This window comes from Synechococcus sp. CB0101 (assembly GCF_000179235.2).
Lineage (GTDB): Bacteria > Cyanobacteriota > Cyanobacteriia > PCC-6307 > Cyanobiaceae > Vulcanococcus.
This window is the reverse complement of sequence record NZ_CP039373.1, coordinates 418,510-439,195: the sequence shown is the minus strand read 5'-3', so window position 1 is coordinate 439,195 and position 20,686 is coordinate 418,510. Positions and strand designations below refer to the sequence as shown.

25 protein-coding genes are annotated in these 20,686 nt (G+C 63.0%); 20 read left to right on the top strand and 5 right to left on the bottom strand.

From position 1 onward, the window contains the following. Positions 1-3: 3 nt before the first annotated feature. The 4 genes from CB0101_RS02455 to CB0101_RS02440 are packed head-to-tail and all read left to right on the top strand — an operon-like array spanning position 4 to position 2,851. Complete coding sequence (locus tag CB0101_RS02455) at positions 4-576, top strand: PCC domain-containing protein (RefSeq protein ID WP_010308767.1); 573 nt, start codon at positions 4-6, stop codon at positions 574-576. Continuing rightward, on the top strand, positions 569-1,138 hold the full coding sequence (locus CB0101_RS02450; protein ID WP_010308768.1) for a hypothetical protein: 570 nt from the start codon (positions 569-571) through the stop codon (positions 1,136-1,138). Before CB0101_RS02455 ends, CB0101_RS02450 begins: the two co-directional genes overlap by 8 nt. After that, positions 1,131-1,706, top strand: coding sequence for a rhomboid family intramembrane serine protease (locus CB0101_RS02445; RefSeq protein ID WP_010308771.1), 576 nt, complete (start codon positions 1,131-1,133; stop codon positions 1,704-1,706). The genes CB0101_RS02450 and CB0101_RS02445 overlap by 8 nt, the downstream gene beginning before the upstream one ends. Before the next feature lie 26 nt (positions 1,707-1,732). Further along, positions 1,733-2,851 (top strand): hypothetical protein, encoded by a 1,119-nt coding sequence (locus CB0101_RS02440; protein ID WP_029552962.1) that lies wholly within the window; start codon positions 1,733-1,735, stop codon positions 2,849-2,851. A gap of 36 nt (positions 2,852-2,887) precedes the next feature. On the opposite strand, the gene CB0101_RS15230 is transcribed toward CB0101_RS02440, so the two are convergent. Next, a complete protein-coding gene (locus CB0101_RS15230) occupies positions 2,888-3,046 on the bottom strand; it encodes a hypothetical protein (RefSeq protein WP_010308777.1) in 159 nt (52 codons plus the stop codon). Positions 3,047-3,218: 172 nt separating this feature from the next. Here CB0101_RS15230 and CB0101_RS02435 point away from each other — a divergent pair, with 172 nt between their 5' ends. The 13 genes from CB0101_RS02435 to psaK all read left to right on the top strand — a co-directional run bounded on the left by CB0101_RS02435 (position 3,219) and on the right by psaK (position 14,024). Further along, positions 3,219-4,706, top strand: a complete 1,488-nt coding sequence (locus CB0101_RS02435; RefSeq protein ID WP_010308780.1) for a bifunctional orotidine-5'-phosphate decarboxylase/orotate phosphoribosyltransferase — start codon at positions 3,219-3,221, stop codon at positions 4,704-4,706. Positions 4,707-5,083: 377 nt separating this feature from the next. Then, positions 5,084-6,058: an ATP-binding cassette domain-containing protein gene (locus CB0101_RS02430; RefSeq protein WP_029552963.1), complete on the top strand. Its 975-nt coding sequence runs from the start codon at positions 5,084-5,086 to the stop codon at positions 6,056-6,058. A gap of 1 nt (position 6,059) precedes the next feature. Further along, entirely contained in the window at positions 6,060-6,851 is a 792-nt protein-coding gene (locus CB0101_RS02425) for an ABC-2 family transporter protein (protein ID WP_010308788.1), read from the top strand. Next, positions 6,848-7,651 carry an ABC transporter permease gene (locus CB0101_RS02420; RefSeq protein WP_010308791.1) on the top strand — a complete coding sequence of 268 codons (804 nt, stop codon included), beginning with the start codon at positions 6,848-6,850 and terminating at the stop codon, positions 7,649-7,651. The genes CB0101_RS02425 and CB0101_RS02420 overlap by 4 nt, the downstream gene beginning before the upstream one ends. Before the next feature lie 1,045 nt (positions 7,652-8,696). Further along, entirely contained in the window at positions 8,697-8,945 is a 249-nt protein-coding gene (locus tag CB0101_RS02415) for a hypothetical protein (protein WP_010308799.1), read from the top strand. After that, the gene (locus CB0101_RS02410) at positions 8,942-10,669 is read left to right on the top strand and encodes a ShlB/FhaC/HecB family hemolysin secretion/activation protein (RefSeq protein WP_010308802.1); all 1,728 of its coding nucleotides are present in this window, start codon (positions 8,942-8,944) and stop codon (positions 10,667-10,669) included. Before CB0101_RS02415 ends, CB0101_RS02410 begins: the two co-directional genes overlap by 4 nt. Before the next feature lie 110 nt (positions 10,670-10,779). After that, a complete protein-coding gene (locus CB0101_RS02405) occupies positions 10,780-11,037 on the top strand; it encodes a DUF3136 domain-containing protein (RefSeq protein WP_010308805.1) in 258 nt (85 codons plus the stop codon). Positions 11,038-11,118: 81 nt separating this feature from the next. Beyond that, positions 11,119-12,261 carry a phosphotransferase enzyme family protein gene (locus CB0101_RS02400; RefSeq protein ID WP_246833809.1) on the top strand — a complete coding sequence of 381 codons (1,143 nt, stop codon included), beginning with the start codon at positions 11,119-11,121 and terminating at the stop codon, positions 12,259-12,261. Then, complete coding sequence (locus CB0101_RS02395; RefSeq protein ID WP_010308810.1) at positions 12,239-12,778, top strand: DOMON-like domain-containing protein; 540 nt, start codon at positions 12,239-12,241, stop codon at positions 12,776-12,778. Before CB0101_RS02400 ends, CB0101_RS02395 begins: the two co-directional genes overlap by 23 nt. Before the next feature lie 80 nt (positions 12,779-12,858). Next, positions 12,859-13,044: a hypothetical protein gene (locus CB0101_RS02390; RefSeq protein WP_010308813.1), complete on the top strand. Its 186-nt coding sequence runs from the start codon at positions 12,859-12,861 to the stop codon at positions 13,042-13,044. Between the two features lie 22 nt (positions 13,045-13,066). After that, a complete protein-coding gene (locus CB0101_RS02385) occupies positions 13,067-13,360 on the top strand; it encodes a DUF2499 domain-containing protein (RefSeq protein ID WP_010308816.1) in 294 nt (97 codons plus the stop codon). Next, positions 13,357-13,686: a DUF3593 domain-containing protein gene (locus tag CB0101_RS02380; protein WP_010308819.1), complete on the top strand. Its 330-nt coding sequence runs from the start codon at positions 13,357-13,359 to the stop codon at positions 13,684-13,686. The genes CB0101_RS02385 and CB0101_RS02380 overlap by 4 nt, the downstream gene beginning before the upstream one ends. Positions 13,687-13,766: 80 nt before the next feature. Beyond that, entirely contained in the window at positions 13,767-14,024 is a 258-nt protein-coding gene (gene psaK / locus CB0101_RS02375; protein WP_029552967.1) for a photosystem I reaction center subunit PsaK, read from the top strand. An 18-nt stretch (positions 14,025-14,042) separates the two neighbouring features. On the opposite strand, the gene CB0101_RS02370 is transcribed toward psaK, so the two are convergent. Then, complete coding sequence (locus CB0101_RS02370) at positions 14,043-15,239, bottom strand: NAD(P)/FAD-dependent oxidoreductase (protein WP_246833808.1); 1,197 nt, start codon at positions 15,237-15,239, stop codon at positions 14,043-14,045. Then, positions 15,232-17,139 (bottom strand): 1-deoxy-D-xylulose-5-phosphate synthase, encoded by a 1,908-nt coding sequence (dxs, locus tag CB0101_RS02365; RefSeq protein WP_010308831.1) that lies wholly within the window; start codon positions 17,137-17,139, stop codon positions 15,232-15,234. Before dxs ends, CB0101_RS02370 begins: the two co-directional genes overlap by 8 nt. 118 nt (positions 17,140-17,257) lie before the next feature. Here dxs and ilvA point away from each other — a divergent pair, with 118 nt between their 5' ends. From ilvA to CB0101_RS02350, 3 genes are all read left to right on the top strand, one after another. After that, a complete protein-coding gene (gene ilvA / locus CB0101_RS02360) occupies positions 17,258-18,841 on the top strand; it encodes a threonine ammonia-lyase, biosynthetic (protein WP_010308835.1) in 1,584 nt (527 codons plus the stop codon). 24 nt (positions 18,842-18,865) lie between these two features. Continuing rightward, on the top strand, positions 18,866-19,447 hold the full coding sequence (scpB, locus tag CB0101_RS02355) for an SMC-Scp complex subunit ScpB (protein ID WP_010308837.1): 582 nt from the start codon (positions 18,866-18,868) through the stop codon (positions 19,445-19,447). 68 nt (positions 19,448-19,515) lie between these two features. Continuing rightward, on the top strand, positions 19,516-19,806 hold the full coding sequence (locus CB0101_RS02350; RefSeq protein ID WP_010308839.1) for a YggT family protein: 291 nt from the start codon (positions 19,516-19,518) through the stop codon (positions 19,804-19,806). Here CB0101_RS02350 and CB0101_RS02345 read toward each other — a convergent pair. Beyond that, positions 19,800-20,297 carry a hypothetical protein gene (locus tag CB0101_RS02345; RefSeq protein WP_043717586.1) on the bottom strand — a complete coding sequence of 166 codons (498 nt, stop codon included), beginning with the start codon at positions 20,295-20,297 and terminating at the stop codon, positions 19,800-19,802. The two genes, CB0101_RS02350 and CB0101_RS02345, sit on opposite strands and share 7 nt — an antisense overlap. A 32-nt stretch (positions 20,298-20,329) precedes the next feature. Further along, a complete protein-coding gene (locus CB0101_RS02340; protein WP_010308843.1) occupies positions 20,330-20,659 on the bottom strand; it encodes a nucleoside triphosphate pyrophosphohydrolase family protein in 330 nt (109 codons plus the stop codon). Between the last annotated feature and the right edge of the window lie 27 nt (positions 20,660-20,686).

Here is a 20,686-nt window from a genome sequence, read left to right as displayed (position 1 = left end):
GCCATGCGGGCACTGCCCCTTCACCTCGAGGCCGGCGCTGATCTTCGGGCCAGCCTGGAGCAGCTGGCGGCATCGGAGCAGGCCTCGGGTTTCGTGCTGAGCGTGGTGGGCAATCTCAGCCAGGCTTGCTTTGCCTGCCCAGGCCAGGAGGAACCAACTCTTGTGAGAGGCGAGCTTGAAATCATCACCCTGCAGGGCACGCTCTCTCCTCAGGGCGTTCATCTGCATCTGAGCCTGTCGGATCCGGGCTGTCAGGTGTGGGGAGGCCACCTCGAGCACGGAAGCGTGGTTCTCAAGGGCGCCGATTTGCTGGTGGCGTTCTTGGGTCAAGCCGCCCCAACGATCCAACCCGCAGCGCCCGAAGCTGTACGGGTGCAGGTCGCCCTGGCTGATGGGTGCGCCTGGTCGCGCCGCACCGAACGCCTCCTGCAGGGGCTGGGCATCCAATACGAGCTGATTGCACCCAGTTCAGGATCCCTGCCTCAGATCTGGATCGATGGACAGGCCATCGGTGGTTACCCCGAACTGGCCGCGCTCCAGAGCCAAGGCGCACTCCAGGACCTCCGCCATGGCTGACTGTCGGCTCACAACCCTCCCAGGCTGTGAGCTCGTGATCGGCGGCTACCCGCGCTTCCACTACAACGCTTGTGGCGGCCAGGCCAATGGCCGAAGCCAGGCCGGCATAGACGAAGAGCACGTCCTGGAGTTCTCGGCGCAGAGCACGAGCATTCCCGCCCTCAATTGGCGCACCACGCGCTTTCTGGGCTTGCCCTTGCCACCGGGGCTGTCTGTCGCCATCCATCCCGTGGCCTTGGGCGGTCGTTACGTGCCCGCATCAGGAGAGCTGGAGCTGGACTTCCAGGCGTGCTTTCGCTTTCGAGCTGGACTGGCACGCGGACTGAGCATCACCGCGCCGGATCTTGTGGTGAAGACGCGACTCACCACAGAAGCCATGCAGAGCCAGCGGCACCAACGCCAAGGGCGGCGGCTCATGGGCTCACAACCCGGAGTGCTTGTGGGTGCTGCCCTGATCGAGCCCACTGGTGAAGCCTGGTTCGATCGGTTTCTGGGATTGCCCGATGAGGCCCTGGCGGTGTTGCACTGCCAGCTCAGCCTGGAGGGGCGCAACTGTGGCTGAACGGCTCACCGGGCTGCGCACCAACTTGCTGATCCCGCCGCTGATCCTTGTCATCCCCTGGACCCAGGAGCTGATCGATCAGCTGCTGTTCGGCGGCTCCTGGAACCTACCCATGACACCGCGAGGGCCATGGCTGGGGGTGCTCACAGCTCCCTTCAGCCACGGCGGCTTTGGCCACCTCCTGGCCAACAGCCTGATGTTTCTGCCGCTGTCGTGGCTGGTACTGGCCAAAAGCCGCCGCGACTACCTCGCCGTTTGGGTGGGTGTGATGCTCAGCGCCCTGCCGGTGTGGTGGTTCTGGCCGACAGCCAGCCATGGCCTCTCAGGAGTGGTGTACGGGCTACTGGGCTATCTACTGGTGATCGGCTGGCTGGAGAAACGGCCGTTGTCGTTGATGCTATCTGTGCTTGCCCTGGTGAGCTACGGGGGGGTGCTTCCCAGCTTGATCCCGCTGTTTTCACCAGCCGGTGTCAGCTGGATCGGCCATGCGAGTGGTTTTACAGGCGGGGTACTCGCCGCTTGGGCCGTTCAGCGACAAAGCGAACCAGCCAGTGCCAAGCGCCGGTAAAACTCAGCCAAGCCATCGCACCCGGCATGTTCCGCCTCCGCCGCCATTGCTTGACGGCCCTTCTGCTGACACTCGTTAGCAGCCAGAACTCCGCAGTCGGCCAGCCCTGGGCGCCAGGTCAGGGACCACCACCAGGGTTAACGCTTCCCACCCAGGCGGAGGCGCAGCAACTCGAGCAGTTGCGCCGAACCGGTGGGCCCAAGCAGCTGCGCGAGCGATACCTGCGGCAAGGCCACAACCTGCTGCATCGCTTCTGGGCCAGCAAGCAGCAGCCCACATTGCTGTTTTCTGGGGATCGCGCCGAAGGATGTGGGGTGCGGCGCGTGGCCCACCCGATGGCCTACTACTGCCCCCCCAGCCAGGAACTGGCGATGGCGCTCAATCTGCGCCGCAGCGTACGCAGCGCCAAGGGCAAAACCGATCGTGAACTGCTGCTGCTGGATCTGGCCGTCTTGGCCCATGAATGGGGTCACCATGTGAACCGCGAGCAGGGTCGGGGCCCCTTCCAAGGCGGGCTTGGGCTAACGGTGAAACAGGAAGAGCTGGCGGCTGACTGGCGCACAGGCGTGTTTCTCGGCTGGATGCTCAGCCAGGGGGCCATCAGCGTGGATGAGTTCACACAGACCGCGAATCTGCTGTTTGAGATGGGGGATTACGAGCGGCTGGCGGCCCAGCACCACGGCTATCCCAAAGATCGCTTTCAGGCCCTCACTCGCGGCCTCACCAGTCAGCTGCGACCCGGCCAGAAGCTGGGGGAGTGGACGGTGGACACCAGCGAAACCTTCAGCCGAGCGCTCAAGGTTTCAGGTGAAGATCGCCAGTTGGGGCGGCGCCGCTACGACGTGCGCCGCTTTGAGATTGAACGCGGCCAACAGATCGCCACCAACCTGATCGGAGGGTTGCTGGGGGCGGCCAGCTGCGTGTGGGGCAACCAGCAGCAATGCATCGGTATGGCGGCACAGCAGGGCAAAGGCCGCGCCGATGGGAGCTACACCCAGCGTCGGCTCACGCTCCATTGCGACAACGGCAGCTTCGATGTGAGCGACGATGACTTTGATCCCCAACCCGTCAGCCGCGATGGCAAGGGGCAGGCGCCGGTACTGCTGCAGCGCGATTGCACCCAATCAGCCGGGATCAGGGGTTAAAGCGGGTGTGGCGTGGTGTGGCTGCAACATGTCCGTTCAGATGAGGTGCAGCAGCAACTCCAGCTGCAGTTTGTCGGCCAGGCCTGAATCGATGGCCCTGAACTGATCCAAGGCGCGGCGACGTTGTTGCGGGTGCAGCTCGAGCAGATCGGCCAGGGCCAGTTCGAGGCAGCGTTGATCCAGCTCTCGGTTCACAGGATGGGCTCAGCGACCGGATCACATCAGGCGGCGAGAGGAGCGGCCACGGGCCAGGGCCAGATCAACAGCCTGCCCGGCAACACTTGCCGTCTGTTTGCTACGAGCTGTGTCCACATCCACCGCTGGGGGGCGCTGATCTCCTATCAACAACCTTGCCGCAGTCCGGCGGATGGGCTTCTTCGTTCAACTCACTGAAGCCATCGCCGAGCGCCAGTCGCTCCTGATGACGGGTCTCGACCCGAATCCGGAGATGTTGCAGAACTGGGCCTTACGGCACGGCATGGGCAATCGATCCTTTCTCAGCCAAGCCCGGCATTGGATCAAAGCGGTGGTGGAAGCCACCAGCCCCCATGTGTGTGCCATCAAGGCGAGCCTGGGCTTCTACCAGGCCTTGGGGCCACTCGGATTGGAGCTCCTGCTGGAAGTTCGGGATCTCGTACCCCGTGATCTGCCCCTGATCATTGACGCCAAACACGGCGACCTGAATTCCTCCACCGCCCTCGCGCACTATCTGTTCCGAGATCTGGGTGTGGATGCGGTCACGCTCTCGCCGATGGCCGGGCAGGACATCGCCGCGCCGTTTCTGCTCTATGCGGATAAGGCCGTGGTGATCACCTGCCGCAGCTCCAATCCAGCCGCCAAACGCATTCAGTACCACCCCAACGACAGCGATCCACTGTTTCTGCAGATCGTGCGCGAAAGCCAGCTCTGGGGCACGCCCGATCAGCTGCTCCTGGAAGTGGGGACCAGCGATCCTGCTGTGTTGGCCCAGGTGCGCCAGGCGGCTCCAGAGCGGGTGCTGATGTTGCGCAGCATCTGGAGCGAGGAAGAGCGGCTTGATGGCCTACTGGAGGCCGGCCTCAATCAAGCCGCCGATGGCCTGTTGCTTCCCTTGCCCCAGAACCTGCTGGTGGAAGACGACCTGAGTGAACAGGCCGAAGCCCTCAAGGGTTTGATCAATCGCCGCCGCCAACGGTGGCTGGATCAGCAACCGGAGCAATCCGCCAACAGTTGCGAACTCTGGCTGGCGGATGCCACGCCCGATGCTGAGGGAGCATCCGCTCCGGGTGATGCAATGGAAGAGCTGATCGTGGATCTCTTTGACATCGGCTGCCTGCTCTTTGGAGAGTATGTGCAGGCTTCTGGTGCAGTGTTCAACTACTACATTGATCTGCGCCAGATCATTTCAGATCCCAATCTCTTCCATCGGGTGCTGCATGGCTACAGCGGTCTGCTCGAACACTTGAACTTCGATCGCATTGCGGGCATTCCCTATGGATCACTGCCCACCGCCACCGGGTTATCCCTCGCCCTGCATAAGCCCCTGATCTATCCCCGCAAGGAAGTGAAGGCCCATGGGGCACGGCGCCTCATCGAGGGCGACTTCAACGAAGGCGATCAAGTTGTGGTGGTGGACGACATCTTGATCACCGGCGGCAGCGTGCTGGAAGGCATCGCCAAGCTCGAAAGCTCCGGGTTGGTGGTGAAGGATGTGGTGGTGTTCATCGACCATGGTGGCGAACGGGACCGCCATGCCCGTGAGCGGTTGGAAAGCCAGGGCTACCGGGTGCACGCCGTGCTGGATATTCCGCGGATCACGCAGGTGCTACTTAAAGCCGGTCGCCTGGATCCAACCCAGGCGGCGCTGCTGGGCTGACAACGCACCACAATGGTTGGTATGGCTGACTGTTCCAAGCGATCCCGTTGGCGTGATCGGCTGATCCCTACATCCGCCCTCGTGTTGGGCTCACTGACATTGGCGCTGGTGGGATGCAGCCCCCGGCAACCCAGCCCAGAGCCAGGCTCGTCACCAGCCCAACAACCAGCGACCAAGCCCAAGGCGCCAGACAGCCCCGATGCGAACGCCGAAGTAACACGCGCACTGGCGTCAGCAACAGACTTGTTCAACCGTGGGGAAAATGATCTGGCCTGCGAGCAGGTGGCCAGCGCTGAGCGATGGCAACGCACGGCAATGGCTGCGGCACCGAGCGAACTGGAGCGCTTCCGCCAGGCCTGCCAGACACCGTGAGCGCCATCATTCAGGCGAAAGGGTTATCCAAAACCTTTCACGTTGCTGATAAACAGCCAGGGCTAGCCGGCACTCTGCGGCACCTGTTCAAGCGCCAGGTGCGGCCCGTGGAGGCCGTACGGGAGCTCAGTTTTGCCATTGAACCGGGCGAGATGGTGGGGTTCCTCGGTGCCAACGGGGCAGGTAAAACCACCACCTTGAAGATGCTGAGCGGCCTGATTCATCCCAGCGCAGGTCATCTGGAGGTGGCCGGTTATCGCCCCCAGCAACGCCGTGAGCGATTTCTGCAGCAGGTCACCTTGGTGATGGGCAACCGGCAGCAGCTGATGTGGGATCTGCCACCAATCGATTCGCTGCGCGTGAATGCAGCGGTGTATGGAATCGACGCGATGGAGACGAAGCGGCGCATCCATACCCTGGCGGAGATGCTGGAGCTGGGGGAGGAACTGCACCGGCCTGTGCGCAAGTTATCGCTCGGGCAACGCATGAAAGCCGAGCTGCTAGCGGCTCTCTTGCATCGCCCGGCGGTGCTGTTTCTCGATGAACCCACCCTGGGGCTGGATGTGAACGCTCAAGCGCGGGTGCGGGAATTTCTGGCTGATTACAACCAGCGCTATGGCGCCACGGTGCTGCTCACCAGCCATTACATGGGAGACATCACCGCCCTTTGCGAGCGCGTGCTGTTGATTCATCAGGGGCGCCTCTTTCATGACGGACCCCTCGACGCACTCACCACTCGCCTGGCCCCCTGCAGGCAAGTGCGACTGGAGCTGCGTCACCCCCAGGAACACGGTGCGCTCGATCGCTTCGGAACGGTGGAGTTCCATCAAGGCCATCACCTGCGGCTGCTGGTGCCGCGCGATCAACTCACCCAGCAAGTCAGCCAACTCCTGCAACAGTTCGAGGTGGTGGATTTGGAAGTGAGTGACCCACCGATTGAGGAGTTGATCGGGGCGCTGTTCAACGCTCAACCCAGCTGAGATGGTCAGGCGCATCCATCGCATTGCCGTGGCCCTGCTCTCGAGTCAGGTGGCCCTGATGCTCGAATATCGCGCTGAGATCGCACTGTGGGCACTCTCCGGTGTGCTGCCTCTGATCATGCTGGCCGTGTGGCAAGGATCCGATGGTGCGGCAGCCGCCGGGTTAAACGCCACGGGCCTGTCGCACTATTTCCTGGCGGCCTTTGTGGTGCGGCAATTCAGTGTGGTGTGGATGATCCACGTCTTTGAAGAAGACACGCTCCAGGGCAAACTCTCCCCCCAATTGCTCCAACCACTGCAGCCGCTGTGGCGCTATCTGGCCGCCCATATCGCCGAACAATTCACCCGGTTGCCATTCGTGGCACTGATGCTGGGAGGCATCGCCCTGGTGCAGCCAGAGCTGCTGTGGTGGCCCAATCCCGGTGCGCTGATCCTTGGCATCGCAGCGATCCAGGCCGCCTTCATCTTGCGCTTTCTGCTGCAGAGCGTGATCGCGATGTTGTGTTTCTGGAGTGAACGGGCTGCAGCGCTGGATCGCCTTCTGCTCATTCCGTATCTGTTTCTCTCAGGCCTTGTGGCACCGCTGCAGACCTATCCAGCCGCGATCCAGAAACTGGCCTGGCTCACACCCTTTCCCTCGATGGTGGCCTTTCCGGCAGCGCTCTTAGCCGGTGAACCCGTGGCAATCGGCGAGGGATTTCTACAGCTGGGGCTCTGGTGTCTGCTCTTCTATCCGCTGTTGATGCTGCTGTGGAGGGCGGGGATTCGCCGTTATGGAGCTATGGGTGCATGATCAACCCACGCTGGATTCGTTACGCCCGCAGCCTGCGCCGTTTCTGGGCCACATCCCTGGAAGCTGAGCTCGAATACCAACTCAACCTGGTGGTGGAACTGCTGGCCGTTCTCGGCAACCTGGCCGGCAGCCTGTTTGTTCTGAGCTTGTTGGCAGGCCCCTCTCGGCAATTAGGGGGCTGGACGTGGAACAGCGCCTTGGTGGTGGTGGGGATGTACACCCTGCTGGATGGTTTCACCAGCGCGGTGTTGCAACCCAACCTGAGCCGGATCGTGAACCATGTACAAAACGGAACGCTCGATTTCGTCTTGCTGAAACCGATCGACAGTCAATTCTGGCTCTCCACCCGTAGCTTTTCCCCCTGGGGATTGCCGGGCATCGCAGCAGGTTTGGTGTTGATCGGCTGGGCGGTATCGCAGAGCGATCATCTGATCAAGCCTGAGGACATGATCCTGGCGTCAAGCCTGATGCTCGCCGCTGCACTCATTCTTTACAGCCTCTGGTTTCTGTTAGCTGGGCTCTCGATCTGGTTCGTCAAGGTCTGGAATGCCACCGAGGTGCTGCGCTACACACTTGTGGCTGGTCGTTATCCGATCAGCGCTTACCCACCGGCCCTGCGACTGGTGTTCACCTTCCTGCTACCTGTCGCCTTTCTCACCACAGTGCCTGCAAAGGCCGTACTGGGTCAGGGGTCATGGCCGTGGGCCTTCGGATCATTGATCGCAGCAACAGTCAGCCTGATCGGCACACGGCTGTTCTGGAAGCTTGCTCTCCGGCACTACACATCGGCCTCCAGCTAAAGCAGACTTCGCCCGAACATACCCCTGGAGAGATAATCAGATAAAGCCTAACTATCAGTACAACAGGAAACCTAACAACAGCGATCCGATCTCATCCAATACAAACCTCATGGCGTCAGCGGAGTTGGGCTATGAATCGAACCCCTGCAAGACTCCCAGAGCATCATCATGACTGACCATTTCACCGCGTTGGCGATATCAAGTCGCAACCATCACAGACAACAAGATCACGAACAGCTCCTATACAGATCGCATCTACGCCAATGCGTAACAGAATCAGTGGTTCACTATTGTTCAATTCGAACAAACACAAACGCCTCGCTATCTATCGCGTTAACCATGTCCAGAAAGAGACTTCGCCAACAGCTTGCTCTTCTTTTACCTTGGCCTGAATCCTTGTATTCAAAGCCATTGATGATGATCCGTCAGTCGAGCTGTGCAGCGATCGCGCTGCCATGAATCAACCCACGCTTTGATCTAGCTCTCAGATCTCAGATCTCAGATGCATCTCGATGCACTGCTGAATCTTCAACGCAAGGTCACGTGCGTGGCAAAACACTCCCTGACAACTCACCAAAAACCCTCTGAATCCTCACAAGACATTACTCAAGCTCCGCCGTGATCATGAAGGCACTACGACACGGCACCCGTGAACACGCAACACAGTGAACTGTCCTCCCTAATCATTGACCTAGTGACGCATCAATCCCGCACCTCTACTGAGGAGGCCACACGGCATGGTGATCCCATCCTTCAAGGCGCTACGACTCGGCTCATTGGAGCTGGGTTGGCCGGTCTGTTGGTTTGGATGCCTTTGATGACCCGCCTCACCAATGCCACCGACACAATCTTCTACGCCGGGCCCTCGCTCGAGTTGCCGCGCTCTTTCGGGAGCGCCCGCAACCCGCAGCCGCCTGAGGGCATTGAAACCTGATGGCGGCGCCAAATTGGCGTAAAGGGGCGGTGTAAATGGAGATGAACGCCCCTTGCGGCCGTTGAAGGGTGGGTCGAACCTGCAAACAGCGATCCGCTGAGGTCCAAACCCATGCATAGCCCCGAAGCACTGCGCGATCGATACCTGCAGGGCCTTAGTAGCCCTGGCGAGATCAATGCGATTGCTCGCACCTACGCCAGCCTGCGTGAGATGCCGTTTGAGCAAGCCCTTCAGGATGTGCATGAGGGGCTCGGCTATGACCTGCGTTGCTGCGATCAGGACCCCGCCGAGCCGTTTCCATGGCACGAAGTCAGTCGTTCGCTGGTGCCGCTCGGGCGGCAGTGGATCAACGGAGTGTGAGATCCGCTCAGCGCTGGGGATGGCTGCTGAAGGGCCCAGCGCTGCTGGCCATCGCCTTGAACCACAACCCCGTACGGGCCCAGATCACCCCCAGCCAGGCTCTGCAACAGCGGCTGCAGGAGGATCAACTCAGGCTGCGCTTGCTGGAATTCGACGACGAGCAACGCAGTGATCAACCCCTGATTGAGGCTGCACCCCGTCGAGAGACGGCCTGGAGCGGCTCGCTGCAGCTCCACAAGCTGACGCTGAGCACAACCCTTCCCAAAGCGGAGGACCTCCAACAACAACTGCAGCGCTGGGTGGGGCAAACGATCAGCGATGAACAGCTGCGCGAGATCCGGCTGGAGATCGAAACCTGGTACTGGGACCTCGATCGCGCGGTGAGCGTGACGGTTGCCCAGGTCAACACCGACCAGGGGTCGTTGCTGGTGCAGGTGTCGCCGCTGGTGCTCGATGCCGTGCAGGTCGCCCCAAATCCATCACACCACCTGAGCGATCAACAGGCGATCAACACGGTGACCCGTGCTGTGCCACTTGGATCAGAGCTCCGGCCCGGGAAGATCGAATCCGCCCTGCTGAAACTCAATGATCTCTGGGGTGTGGATGTTCGGGCGCGCCTGGAATCCGGGACCGGAGCAGCGGGCCGAATCCTGGTGTTGCTGGTCAGTGATCGCAACCGCACCGGTGCGCTGCTGGAGGTGGATAACTACCTCAACCGCTACGTCGGCACCCTGCGAACCCTCGCCACGGTGAATGCTGCCAATCACTGGGGCCGCGGTGAACGGTTCTGGGTGAATCCCTCCTGGTGGGGCAGCGGCCAGGGCACAGGCACAGCGCCGTTGCAGCTTGGATTCGACTGGCCACTGGGTGACAACGGCTTGATCCTGAGCGGCAGCGCCAACGCCGGGCGCTATCGCCTGGTTAACACCGGCAGCAAGCTCTACACCGGCGATACCGCCGGGATCTCCCTCAGCCTGCTGCAACCGCTCTGGCGCAGAGACGAACGCAGCCTGTGGGTGCGCTTCAGCGGTGAAGGCCTGCGGTTCCGCGATGCCAGGCAGGAGCTGAACGTGGATGACAAACGCGGCGGCGTGTTCCGCGCTGCTGTGATCGGGAGCAGCAGCGATCGTTGGCTCGGGCAGGGCTTCACCAGCTGGGTCCTGGGGGGATCGGTCGGCAGCCTCAATCTCGATGGCAATCCCGCATTCAAAAGATTTGATGCATTCACCACCCAATTGCAGGGCACTTACGGGGCGCTCAATCTCAATCTGGTGCGCGAACAAAGCTTCAACCGCGCCTGGAGCGCCCGCTGGTTGCTGCTGGGCCAGTGGGCCCTCACCAACCTCTCGGGTTACGAGCAGTGCGGCTTGGGCTGGCCGAACGGCGTGCGGGCCTATCCGCCAGGGGAAAACTCCTCCAGCAGCTGCCTGGTGAGCCAAGTGGATCTGAACTGGCGGCTACGCCCCTGGTTGAAGCTGATTGGCTTCGCCGATCTGGCCTGGGGGGAACGCTGGCGCCAGCCCTTCCCCGGATCCCTGCAACCGAACAGCTACGGCCTGGCTGGAGCTGGGCTCGGCTTCGATCTCGGGCGCACTGGCAGCTGGTTGGTGTCGCTGCGGGCTGCATTCCCGATCGGGGGCAATCCAGCCGACAACAGCTTCATCGATCTGGAAGCCGGCGATCCCACCCCTCAGCTCTGGGCAGGGCTGCAGCTCTGGCTCTAACCGGGGGGATGCACCCGCGGTGCTCAGTGCTACAGCCCACACGCATTTGGCCTGGATGGTGCCTCAGCTCGCGTACGGTGAGATCACTGCAACCTCCGGGCAGGCCTGCGATGAGCGACAGCCAAGGACTCACCATCGCTGAACTGGAGGCCAAATACTTCCTGTACCGCAAAGCCCTCAAACAACTGCTGCTGGAGGGTCGACCCACGGCCAATATTGAAAAAACCCTGTGTTGGAGCCGTCTGGAGACCCTGCATAACTGCTTGCCACGCCAATACAAATCACCGGATCACATCCGTCACCAATTGCGCCGGGAGATCGAACGGGAGCAAGGAGAAAATCTCGAACGCAGTGCCGTCAGCCGCTGATCGCGCCATTGGCCTCCGGTCGGATGACTGACCCTGCAGCTCAGTTCTGGTGATGGTGCGCTGCCAGGTTGACCCAAGACCTTGCATCGTTCCTTGCCTGTAGCGAGCCAGCAAACCCTGATCTCCATTGCCGAAGCCTTCCAAGGCAAGGGCTGCGTGCAGGCAGTGGAGCCGCTGGGCAACGGCAATGTGAATGACACCTACCTGGTGCAGGCCGACAGCGGACCGAGCGTGCTGCAGCGGCTGAACACCCACGTGTTCCATCAGCCCGAGCTAGTGCTGCAGAACCTGCAGGTACTTGGAACACACATCGAGCAGAAGCTCAGCCGTGGGTCGGCGCATCCGCTGCTGGAACAACGCCGCTGGCAGCTGCCCACGTTGCTGCGCACGAAGACAACCAACCAGACCTGGCATGGCTGCGCTGCCGGGCATGTGTGGCGTTCCATCAGTTATGTGCCCGATTGCACCTGCGTGGATGTGGTGGAAGGAGCCGAGCAGGCACGGGAATTGGGGATTGGCCTTGGGCTGTTTCATCTGCTGATCAGCGACCTTCCCCCCACCGCCTTGGCGGACACGTTGGAAGGCTTTCACATCACGCCGTCCTATCTCGAGGCCTACCACCGCGCCCTGGTGCAAAGCGATCGGCAGCCGAGTGCAGGCAGCGATCGCTGCATGGCCTTCATTCGTGAACGCGAGGCCAGCTGCGATGTGCTGGAGCGCGCCAAACAGCGGGGCGATCTGCCGCTGCGCCCGATCCATGGCGACCCCAAGATCAACAACGTGTTGCTCGATCGCGTCACCGGCAAGGCGGTGGCCCTAATCGACCTCGATACGGTGAAACCGGGCCTGGTGCACTACGACATCGGCGACTGCCTGCGCTCGTGCTGCAATCGCCTCGGGGAGGAAACCGATCAGGTGGACGCCGTCCAGTTTGATTTGGATCTGGCCGATGCCCTGCTCGAGGGCTACCTAGCGGTGGCAGGCAGCTTCCTCAGCGAGGTGGAGCGGCGCTACATCCCCGATGCCGCGCGGTTGATCAGTTTTGAACTGGGCCTGCGCTTTTTTTGCGATCACCTGCAGGGCGATACCTACTTCAAGGCAGCTCACCCGGATCACAATCTGCAGAGGGCCCTGGTGCAATTCCAGCTCAGCGCCAGCATTGAAGCCCAGTTACCGCAGCTCAGAGAACTGGTGGAGCGTCATGCAGCCCCTGCAGCCGTTTGAACCAAGCCCCGAACTGCAATCGATCCAGCTGAACGGTGAGGCCATCTGGCAAGCCGGGATGCTGAGTCTGCGGTTCACGCTCGCGTGCCCAGACGATTGGCTGCGGCTACCACCGGCCACGGCTGCGCCGGCAAGGCGGCACAACCTCTGGCAGAGCACCTGTTTTGAAGCGTTCATCGGCCGGCCCGGTGACCCTGCCTACCAGGAATTGAACCTGGCGCCGAATGGAAACTGGAATCTGTATGCCTTAACGGGGTACCGAGAAAACCTGAAGGAGTGGCCGGAGATCCGGGAGCTTCCCTACAGCCTGCGGCGCTCCAGCCAGCGCCTGGAGCTGGCCTGTCAGCTGGATCTGCGTGAGTTGATCGCAGCGGATCAGCCGCTGGAGCTCTCGCTCACGGCCGTGCTGGATCACAGCGATCTCGGCTGCAGCTACTGGGCCTGGCAGCACCGAGGCGAACAAGCCGACTTCCATCTCCGCCAAAGCTTTCAACGACTGGAAGCCAGCGGCGGCTGAGTTCAAAGCGGAAAGGAACCTGCAATTTTCGGCAAGCCGCTCCACACTCCGTAGCGTGCGATACATCCACACCCGGTTCCTTGCGCGTTACCCACTGCGGCGATGAGCATCTGATCCAGCTCAGCAGCGATGAAGCGGCGCAGCTGGTGGATGCCTGCGCCCTGCTGCTGTTGGCGTCCAACAACGCACCTGGCTGCAGCTTGAACAACAAGATGAGCCGCCTGCTGCAGACGGTGTTTGAACAGTTCAGCAGCCACAGCGTCTAGGTCGGGCCTGTAGAAGAAGGGCATGCACGCCCTCTCCCTGCCCACCTGGTGGATCCACGTGGCCTCCGTTCTGGAGTGGGGGCTCGCGATGCTGGCCATCCAGCGCTGGGGGGAACGGCGCCAGGAACCGGAATGGAACTGGTTGGCCTTAGCCATGACCCCTGCCCTGGTCAGTGCCATGGCGGCCTGCACCTGGCATCTCTTTGACAACGCCAGCGAGCTGCAGGGGCTGGTGGTGCTCCAGGCCGCCTGTACAGCCCTTGGCAATACAGCGATGGCCGGCGCCGCTTGGAATCTTGTGAGGCGAGCCCGATGAGCACACTCTCAGCCTCCGCCCTGCTGGATGCCCTGGGGGGAATCGATCCCGCTCCGTTCTTTGGCCTCTCGCTGCTCCCCTATCTCGCCTTCCTGTGGTGGAGCTGGCGTTCGGGCCGGATGCCAAAGCTGGCGTTTTGGGGCTTCTGCCTCACCCTGCTGTTCGTGTTGGTCACGATTGCGGCTGCGATCCTGGCGGAACGCAACTACGGCCAGCAATTGGCCGATGTGGATCCGCTCCATGGCGGGGCAGAGCTGTTCCTCACCCTCAGCAATGTGTTGGTGCTGCTGGGCTTCAGCCGGCAACCTGCCTCCGATGAACCGTGAGCAAGGCGGTGAACAAGTCTTAAGCGAGGCGTGCAGCCGGGCAGTGCCGCTCAGAAGATGAAGCGTCGCCCGTGAATCCGATGCTCGCTCCCCTGCTGGCCATCGCCCCCGCATCCTTGTCCTGGTCCCCCAAGGTGGGCCTGGTGATGATCGCTGCCAACGTGATCGCCATCGGCATCGGCAAGGCCACCATCAAGTACCCCAACGAAGGTGCTCAGCTGCCCAACCCCGCCATGTTTGGCGGCATGAGCCACGCCTCCCTGCTGGCCACCACCTCCTTCGGCCACGTGCTCGGCATGGGCGCCATCCTTGGCCTGGCCGCACGCGGCGTGCTCTGAACCCCTGAGCAGCACCGATCAGCGCCAGCCCAACACATAGGGCAGCGCCTTCAAGCCATAGCGCTCGAAGCGATAGTCGAACAGCAGTGCCGAAAGCTCTTCGGCACTGCTTTTTTGTTGGAGCCCCTCGAGCAACCGCTGCAGCCGCTGATCTGCGGCTGAGTTGTGCAGGCCGATCCAGGTGCGCCGCGCCAGCCGGCCGCTCAGCGACCAGCGCCAACCGAGACGCCGGCGCAGCCTCGGGGCATAGCCACGCAACGCCTCCAGCTTCCCGCCCAGGGCTTCGAGCAGCAGCGGTGCCAGCACATCACTACTGGCCATCGCATGGCGAATGCCTTCGCCGCCCAGCAGATTGCCGGTGCTCACCGCATCACCCAGCCCCAGCAAGGGGCCGCGTTGGTGGGGCTCACGGCGGCGGATCGTGCTGCGGATCAGGCCGCCATGGCGATCGAGCACCGGCGCAGCAGCGAGATCGAGGCGATGCTGCAGCTGGCGCAACAGCTGATGGAGCGGCGGTTGCTCGCGCCTGGCGTCGTGCAGGCGACACACACCAATCTTGAGCTGACCGGGCTGCATCGGAAACACCCAGCCATAGCCCTGGGGCACCCACTGGCTGCCCAACATGAAACTGAGGCGTTGGGCCCACGGCTGCCACTGCGCTTGAGGCACCTGAATCAACCACTCCACACCGGCGCCAGCCACGAGGGCGCCGGCCGCCGCTGGTGGTTCTCCCAGCAGGGCACGCCGTTGCCCGGTGGCATCCACCAACCAACGGCACTCCACAGCCTGCTCCTGCCCGCCTGCCCCCCGCAGGCTGGCGATGGCGCCACCAGAGGCGGTGTGCCATCCGCGCACGGCCCAGCCGAGCTGCAAACGAGCACCGGCCGCCACGGCCTGCTCCGCCAACCACTGGCGCAACGCACCGAAATCGAGCACGGCACCCAGGTCGTGGTCCGCCATCCAATGGCGCTGCGCGTCGTCAGGCCCATGCAGCTGCCAACCTCGCCAGCGTGCCGCCTGCACGTGGGCTGGCAGCTTAAATGCCGTTACCGCCGAGAGAGGCAGCGCGGCACTGGAGAAGGCTGCCTGGCGCAGATCCTGCAAGGGATCCACCACCACCACGCTCACACCCGCCTGGGCGAGACGGCGGGCCAACTGCAGGCCCGCCGGCCCAGCGCCGGCGATCAACACCTCACACGTTTGAGGTTCAGACACCCACCGTCTGGCGGCGCAGGGAACCGAAGCGCTTGAGGATGCTGTCGGCCATCTGAGCTGGGGTGAGCCCCAGCGCTTGCTTGCTTTGATCCGGGGTGGCGTGATCCACCAGCTGATCGGGAATGCCGATCCGGTGCACCGGCACCAGCACGTCGTGATCGTTGAGGGTTTCCACCACAGCTGCCCCGAAGCCACCGGCCAGGCAGCCTTCCTCCATGGTCACCACCCGTCCGATGCGGCGAGCCATCGGCAGGATCAGAGCCTCATCCATGGGACGCAGGAAGCGGGCATTGATCACGGCCGCACGCACGCCCTGCTCCTGCAGCAAGCCAGCGGTGGCCATCGCGGGATACACCATGGCGCCGTAGGCCACGATCAACAGGTCGTCGCCATCGGCCAGCAGTTCACCGCGGCCGATCTCCAGAGGCTCCCAGCCTTCTTCCATCAGGGCCGCACCTTCGCCTTCGCCGCGGGGAATGCGGAGGGCCGTGGGGCCGTTGTGCTGCAGGCAGGTGACCATCATCCGCTGCAGCTCAGCCTCGTCTTTCGGTGCCATCACCGTGAAGTTGGGTACGCAACGCAGATAGCTGATGTCGTATTGGCCCTGGTGGGTTGGGCCGTCGGCGCCAACGATGCCGGCCCGGTCCATCACGAAGGTCACGGGCAGATTCTGGATGCCCACGTCGTGAATCAGTTGGTCGTAAGCGCGTTGCAGGAACGTGCTGTAGATCGCGCAGATCGGGCGAAGGCCTTCACAGGCCATGCCGGCCGCCATGGTCACAGCGTGCTGCTCGGCAATGCCCACGTCGAAATACTGATGGGGGCGCGCCTTTTCAAGCAGATCAAGGCCGGTGCCCGTGGCCATGGCCGCCGTGATGCCCACCACACGCGGATCCTGCTCACACAGCTTCACCAGCGTCTGGCCGAACACCTTGCTGTAGCTCGGGGGCTTGGGCTTGCTGGAGGGGTAGGCCTTGCCGGTCGCCAGATCAAAGGCGCTCTGGGCGTGATAGCCCACCTGGTCTTCCTCGGCGTAGGCATAGCCCTTGCCCTTGGTGGTGGCCACATGCACGAGCACAGGCCCCTCGTGGGCGTGGGCCTGCTGGAACACCTGAATCATTCCTGCGATGTCATGACCATCGACAGGGCCCATGTAGGTGAAGCCAAGCTCTTCAAAAACCGCGCCAAGCTTGGGCACCGCCAGGCGCTTCATGCTCTCTTTGAGGTTCTTGAGCTCAGGCGGCAGCTCACCGTGGAGGAAGGGGAGGTGCTTGATCGCCTCCTCAGCGTTGTCCTGCAGGAACTGCAGCGGTTTGCTGTGCCGCATGCGATTGAGGTGGGTGCTCAGCGCGCCAACCGGCGGGCTGATCGACATGTCGTTGTCGTTGAGCACCACCAGCAGGCGTGTCTTGGGCAGGTGGCCGGCGTGGTTGATCGCCTCGAGGGCCATCCCGCCGGTGAGGGATCCATCCCCGATCACCGCGACGCATTTGAAATCTTCTCCCCGCTGATCGCGGGCCAGCGCCATCCCGAGGGCCGCTGAAATCGAGGTACTGGCATGGCCAGCACCGAAATGGTCGAACGAGCTTTCGCAGCGCTTCAGGTAGCCCGCCACACCATCCTTCTGGCGGAGGGTGTGGAACTGGTTGTAGCGGCCGGTGATGAGCTTGTGGGGGTAGGCCTGGTGACCCACATCCCAGACCACGCGGTCGCGGTCGAGATCGAGGGTTTGATACAGCGCCAGGGTGAGTTCCACCACGCCCAGGCCCGGGCCGAGGTGGCCGCCGCTGGTGCTCACCACCTCGAGGTGGCGTTCGCGGATTTGGCGAGCGATTGCCTCGAGCTCTGCAGTGCTCAGTCCATGAAGCTGATTCGGATGCGTCAGCTCGCTGAGATGCATGCCCTGGGCCTTGATTGCGGTTCAGCCTACGGTCTGCACTCAGGGCTTTGGTGGCGGCAAGCACGAATCCGAAGCCGTTGTCAGAGGCTTGTCACACTGGTGCAACGGTCAGGCAGCGATGAGCACCACCACCAGCCAGGACAGTTCCCTGCCGATGTTGCTGCGGATCCTGCGGGCCCGCGTGTACGACGTGGCGATCGAATCACCGCTCGATCCGGCCCCCAATCTCTCGCGGCGTCTCAACAACACGGTGCTGCTCAAGCGGGAAGACCTGCAGCCGGTCTTCAGCTTCAAGCTGCGGGGTGCTTACAACAAGATGGCTGGCCTCAGCCGGGCTGAGCTGGAGCGCGGAGTGATAGCCGCCAGTGCCGGCAACCATGCGCAGGGTGTGGCGCTTGGTGCGCAACAGCTGGGCTGCCGCGCCGTGATTGTGATGCCGGTGACCACACCGGAGATGAAGGTGCGCGCCGTCGCCGCCCGGGGCGCCGAGGTGGTGCTGCATGGCGACAACTACGACGCGGCCTGCAGCGAGGCCTACCGACTGGGCGATGAGCGCGGCCTCACCTTCATTCACCCCTTCGACGATCCCGACGTCATCGCCGGGCAGGGCACGATCGGCCTGGAAATCCTGCGGCAGTGCTCAGCGCCGCCGGATGTGATCTATGTGGCCGTGGGCGGCGGCGGGCTGATCGCCGGGATCGCTGCCTATGTGAAAGCGCTCTGGCCCCAGGTGGAGGTGATCGGTGTGGAACCGGAAGATGCCGACGCCATGACCCGCTCCCTGGCCCTTGGGGAACGGGTGAAGCTGGAGCAGGTGGGGTTGTTCGCCGACGGCGTCGCCGTGCGCGAAGTGGGTGAGCAGACCTTCGCTCTGGCCCGGCGCCATGTCGACGCCATGTTGACGGTGGACACCGATGCCATCTGCGCCGCCATCAAGGACGTGTTCGAGGACACCCGCTCGATCCTGGAGCCGGCAGGCGCCCTGGCTGTGGCGGGCATGAAGGCGGATGTGGCCCGGCGCGGCCTGCAGGGGCGCACGTTGGTGGCGGTGGCCTGCGGGGCCAACATGAATTTCGATCGCTTGCGCTTTGTGGCTGAGCGCACCGAGATCAGCGAAGACCGCGAGGCGATGCTCGCTGTGGAAATCCCGGAACGGGCCGGCAGCCTGCGGGAGTTCTGCACGTTGCTGGGCAACCGCAATCTCACTGAATTCAGTTATCGCCTGGCAGATCCCAGCCGCGCTCACATCTTTGTGGGCGTGCAGACCAGCGGCAGCCGTGATGAGCAGGATCTGATCCACACGCTCAATGCAGCCGGGTTCCCCTGCTTAGACCTCTCCAATGACGAGCTCTCGAAGCTGCATCTGCGCCACATGGTGGGCGGACGCATGCCCGCAGCCGCCACCGAAGCCTGCAGCCACACCCGGGAATTGCTCTATCGCTTCGAATTCCCAGAGCGGCCCGGCGCGCTGATGCGCTTCCTCACGAGCCTTCATCCCAACTGGAATATCAGCATCTTTCACTACCGCAACCACGGTGCCGACGTGGGGCGCATCGTGGTGGGTGTGCAGGTGCCGCCCGAGGAAGCCGGTGATTGGCAGACCTTCCTCGATGGTCTCGGCTACCAACACGTGGATGAAACGGAGAACCCCGCCTATCGCCTGTTCCTGGGAGAAGTGGCCGGCACGGTGGGCGTGGGATAACTTGCGAGCACAGCTGGGGGCGTGATGGACGACACAACCCAGGACGCTCCGGCCGCTGCGCCCCCCTCCGCCGAGCTGTCACTGCCAGCACGGCTGGAGGCGATCCTCTACCTGAAGGGCCGCTCCATGACCCTCGGCGAGTTGGCCGAGATCAGTGGCGTCGCCAGGGATGCCGTGGAAATGGGCCTGATCACCTTGATGGCTGATTACGCCCATCGCGACACCGCGCTGGAGATCCGGCAGGAGGGCCAGCGCTACAGCCTGCAGCTGCGCGATGGCCTCGGAGAACTGGTGCAGAACCTGTTGCCGGTGGATCTCTCCACCGCCGCCTTGCGCACCCTGGCCACCATCGCGCTGAAGAAACGAATCCTGCAATCGGATCTGGTGGAACTGCGCGGTTCCGGGGCCTACGACCACATCAAAGAGCTGCTCGCCCAGAACTTCATCGAACGCAAACGCCAGAGCGAAGGGCGGTCCTACTGGCTCACCCTCAGTGAGAAGTTCCACCGCACGTTTGCGATCAAAACCGATGAACTCAGGCCCAAGCGGGCTGAGCCTGTCGCAGAAGCTCCAGCTGACGATGAGACCTGGGAGCAAGCGGCCTGATCGGCCATGAGCCAAGCCGGCAGCCCGTGGCCCAGCTCCATACACTCGGTCTACGGCGCACCCTTCCCATGTCTGCACTGGTCGGCGATCTGATCGGCGTTCTCGCCCAGACCATCTCGATCTACACGCTGATCCTGCTGGTGCGGGTGCTGCTCAGCTGGTTCCCCAACCTCGATTGGGGCAACCCGGTGCTCTCCACGGTGAGTGCCGTCACCGACCCGTATCTGAATGCCTTCCGCGGGCTGATCCCCCCCCTGGGCGGCCTTGATCTCTCGGCGATCCTGGCGTTTCTGGCTCTGCAGCTGATCCAGACGCTGCTGGAGCAAAGCCGCGGCTTCTTCTATCCCAGCTTCTACTGAGCGTCAGCAACGGCCTGCTCAAGAGGCAGCAGGTCGTCGAACTCGCCGGCGCGGGTGCGCACCGGTGCCGCAAAGCCCCGTGCCTTCACGTTTGAAAAGGTGAACGGCCCCGGAGTGCCAGCCGGCACCGCCAGCCGCAACGCAAAGCTCGAGTCACCGGGGGGCACATCGCCGATCGAACCCACGCGGGAGCGGTTCTGGAGCACGGGCTCACCGCTGGCATCCAAGATCTGGGCGAACACATCGGTGTCGACCACCGGCTTGCGGCCCGGATTGGTCACCGTGCCCCGCAGCACAAAACAACTGGCCCCACTGGGCCGGCGCAGCTGGGGTTGAGCACCGATATCAGCGGTGGGGCAGGGTTCGAGGCTCACCTCGCTCACACTGAGGTTGGCAGCCCAGGCCGGCTCCACCCAGGCCACAGCCACCACCAGCCAAAGCACGGCAGCAACACCAAGCAGGGAGCGGAGCGGCCGAAGAAGCACGGGCATCAGGGCAAACGATCCGGCAGCGCACCGCGCGATCAGCGATGGTCGCCGCTGCCTGAGATCACGTTACGGGCGGCGCGGCTGGCCAGCTTGTTGAGATTCGCCTCGGCGATCTCGCCGAGCTCGAAGCCCAGTTCACTGGAGAGCTGGGCCACGTACCAGAGCACATCGCCCAGCTCGAGCTTCAGCGCCTCACGCACCTCCGGAGAGAACTGCCCGCCCTGATCCCGCAGCACTTTCTTCACCTTGTCGGCCACCTCGCCGGCTTCGCCGCAGAGGCCAAGGGTGGGGTAGATCGGATTCGAGCCCACGTCGGGATAGCGGGCTGTGCTGCGGGCACCCTGCTGATAGGCATTCAGATCCATTGGCAGAACAGGGCTGGCGGCAGCCGA

Bases quoted from the DNA above. Each gene is read 5' to 3' on its own strand.
- CB0101_RS02350 (WP_010308839.1), top strand. From the start codon at position 19,516: ATGTCTGCACTGGTCGGCGATCTGATCGGCGTTCTCGCCCAGACCATC.
- CB0101_RS02415 (WP_010308799.1), top strand. From the start codon at position 8,697: ATGCATAGCCCCGAAGCACTGCGCGATCGATACCTGCAGGGCCTTAGT.
- CB0101_RS02420 (WP_010308791.1), top strand. From the start codon at position 6,848: ATGATCAACCCACGCTGGATTCGTTACGCCCGCAGCCTGCGCCGTTTC.
- scpB (WP_010308837.1), top strand. From the start codon at position 18,866: ATGGACGACACAACCCAGGACGCTCCGGCCGCTGCGCCCCCCTCCGCC.
- CB0101_RS02425 (WP_010308788.1), top strand. From the start codon at position 6,060: ATGGTCAGGCGCATCCATCGCATTGCCGTGGCCCTGCTCTCGAGTCAG.
- CB0101_RS02450 (WP_010308768.1), top strand. From the start codon at position 569: ATGGCTGACTGTCGGCTCACAACCCTCCCAGGCTGTGAGCTCGTGATC.
- dxs (WP_010308831.1), bottom strand. From the start codon at position 17,139: ATGCATCTCAGCGAGCTGACGCATCCGAATCAGCTTCATGGACTGAGC.
- CB0101_RS02440 (WP_029552962.1), top strand. From the start codon at position 1,733: ATGTTCCGCCTCCGCCGCCATTGCTTGACGGCCCTTCTGCTGACACTC.
- CB0101_RS02435 (WP_010308780.1), top strand. From the start codon at position 3,219: ATGGGCTTCTTCGTTCAACTCACTGAAGCCATCGCCGAGCGCCAGTCG.
- CB0101_RS02345 (WP_043717586.1), bottom strand. From the start codon at position 20,297: ATGCCCGTGCTTCTTCGGCCGCTCCGCTCCCTGCTTGGTGTTGCTGCC.
- CB0101_RS02395 (WP_010308810.1), top strand. From the start codon at position 12,239: ATGCAGCCCCTGCAGCCGTTTGAACCAAGCCCCGAACTGCAATCGATC.
- CB0101_RS02340 (WP_010308843.1), bottom strand. From the start codon at position 20,659: ATGGATCTGAATGCCTATCAGCAGGGTGCCCGCAGCACAGCCCGCTAT.
- CB0101_RS02380 (WP_010308819.1), top strand. From the start codon at position 13,357: ATGAGCACACTCTCAGCCTCCGCCCTGCTGGATGCCCTGGGGGGAATC.
- psaK (WP_029552967.1), top strand. From the start codon at position 13,767: ATGCTCGCTCCCCTGCTGGCCATCGCCCCCGCATCCTTGTCCTGGTCC.
- CB0101_RS02385 (WP_010308816.1), top strand. From the start codon at position 13,067: ATGCACGCCCTCTCCCTGCCCACCTGGTGGATCCACGTGGCCTCCGTT.
- CB0101_RS02455 (WP_010308767.1), top strand. From the start codon at position 4: ATGCGGGCACTGCCCCTTCACCTCGAGGCCGGCGCTGATCTTCGGGCC.
- ilvA (WP_010308835.1), top strand. From the start codon at position 17,258: ATGAGCACCACCACCAGCCAGGACAGTTCCCTGCCGATGTTGCTGCGG.
- CB0101_RS02405 (WP_010308805.1), top strand. From the start codon at position 10,780: ATGAGCGACAGCCAAGGACTCACCATCGCTGAACTGGAGGCCAAATAC.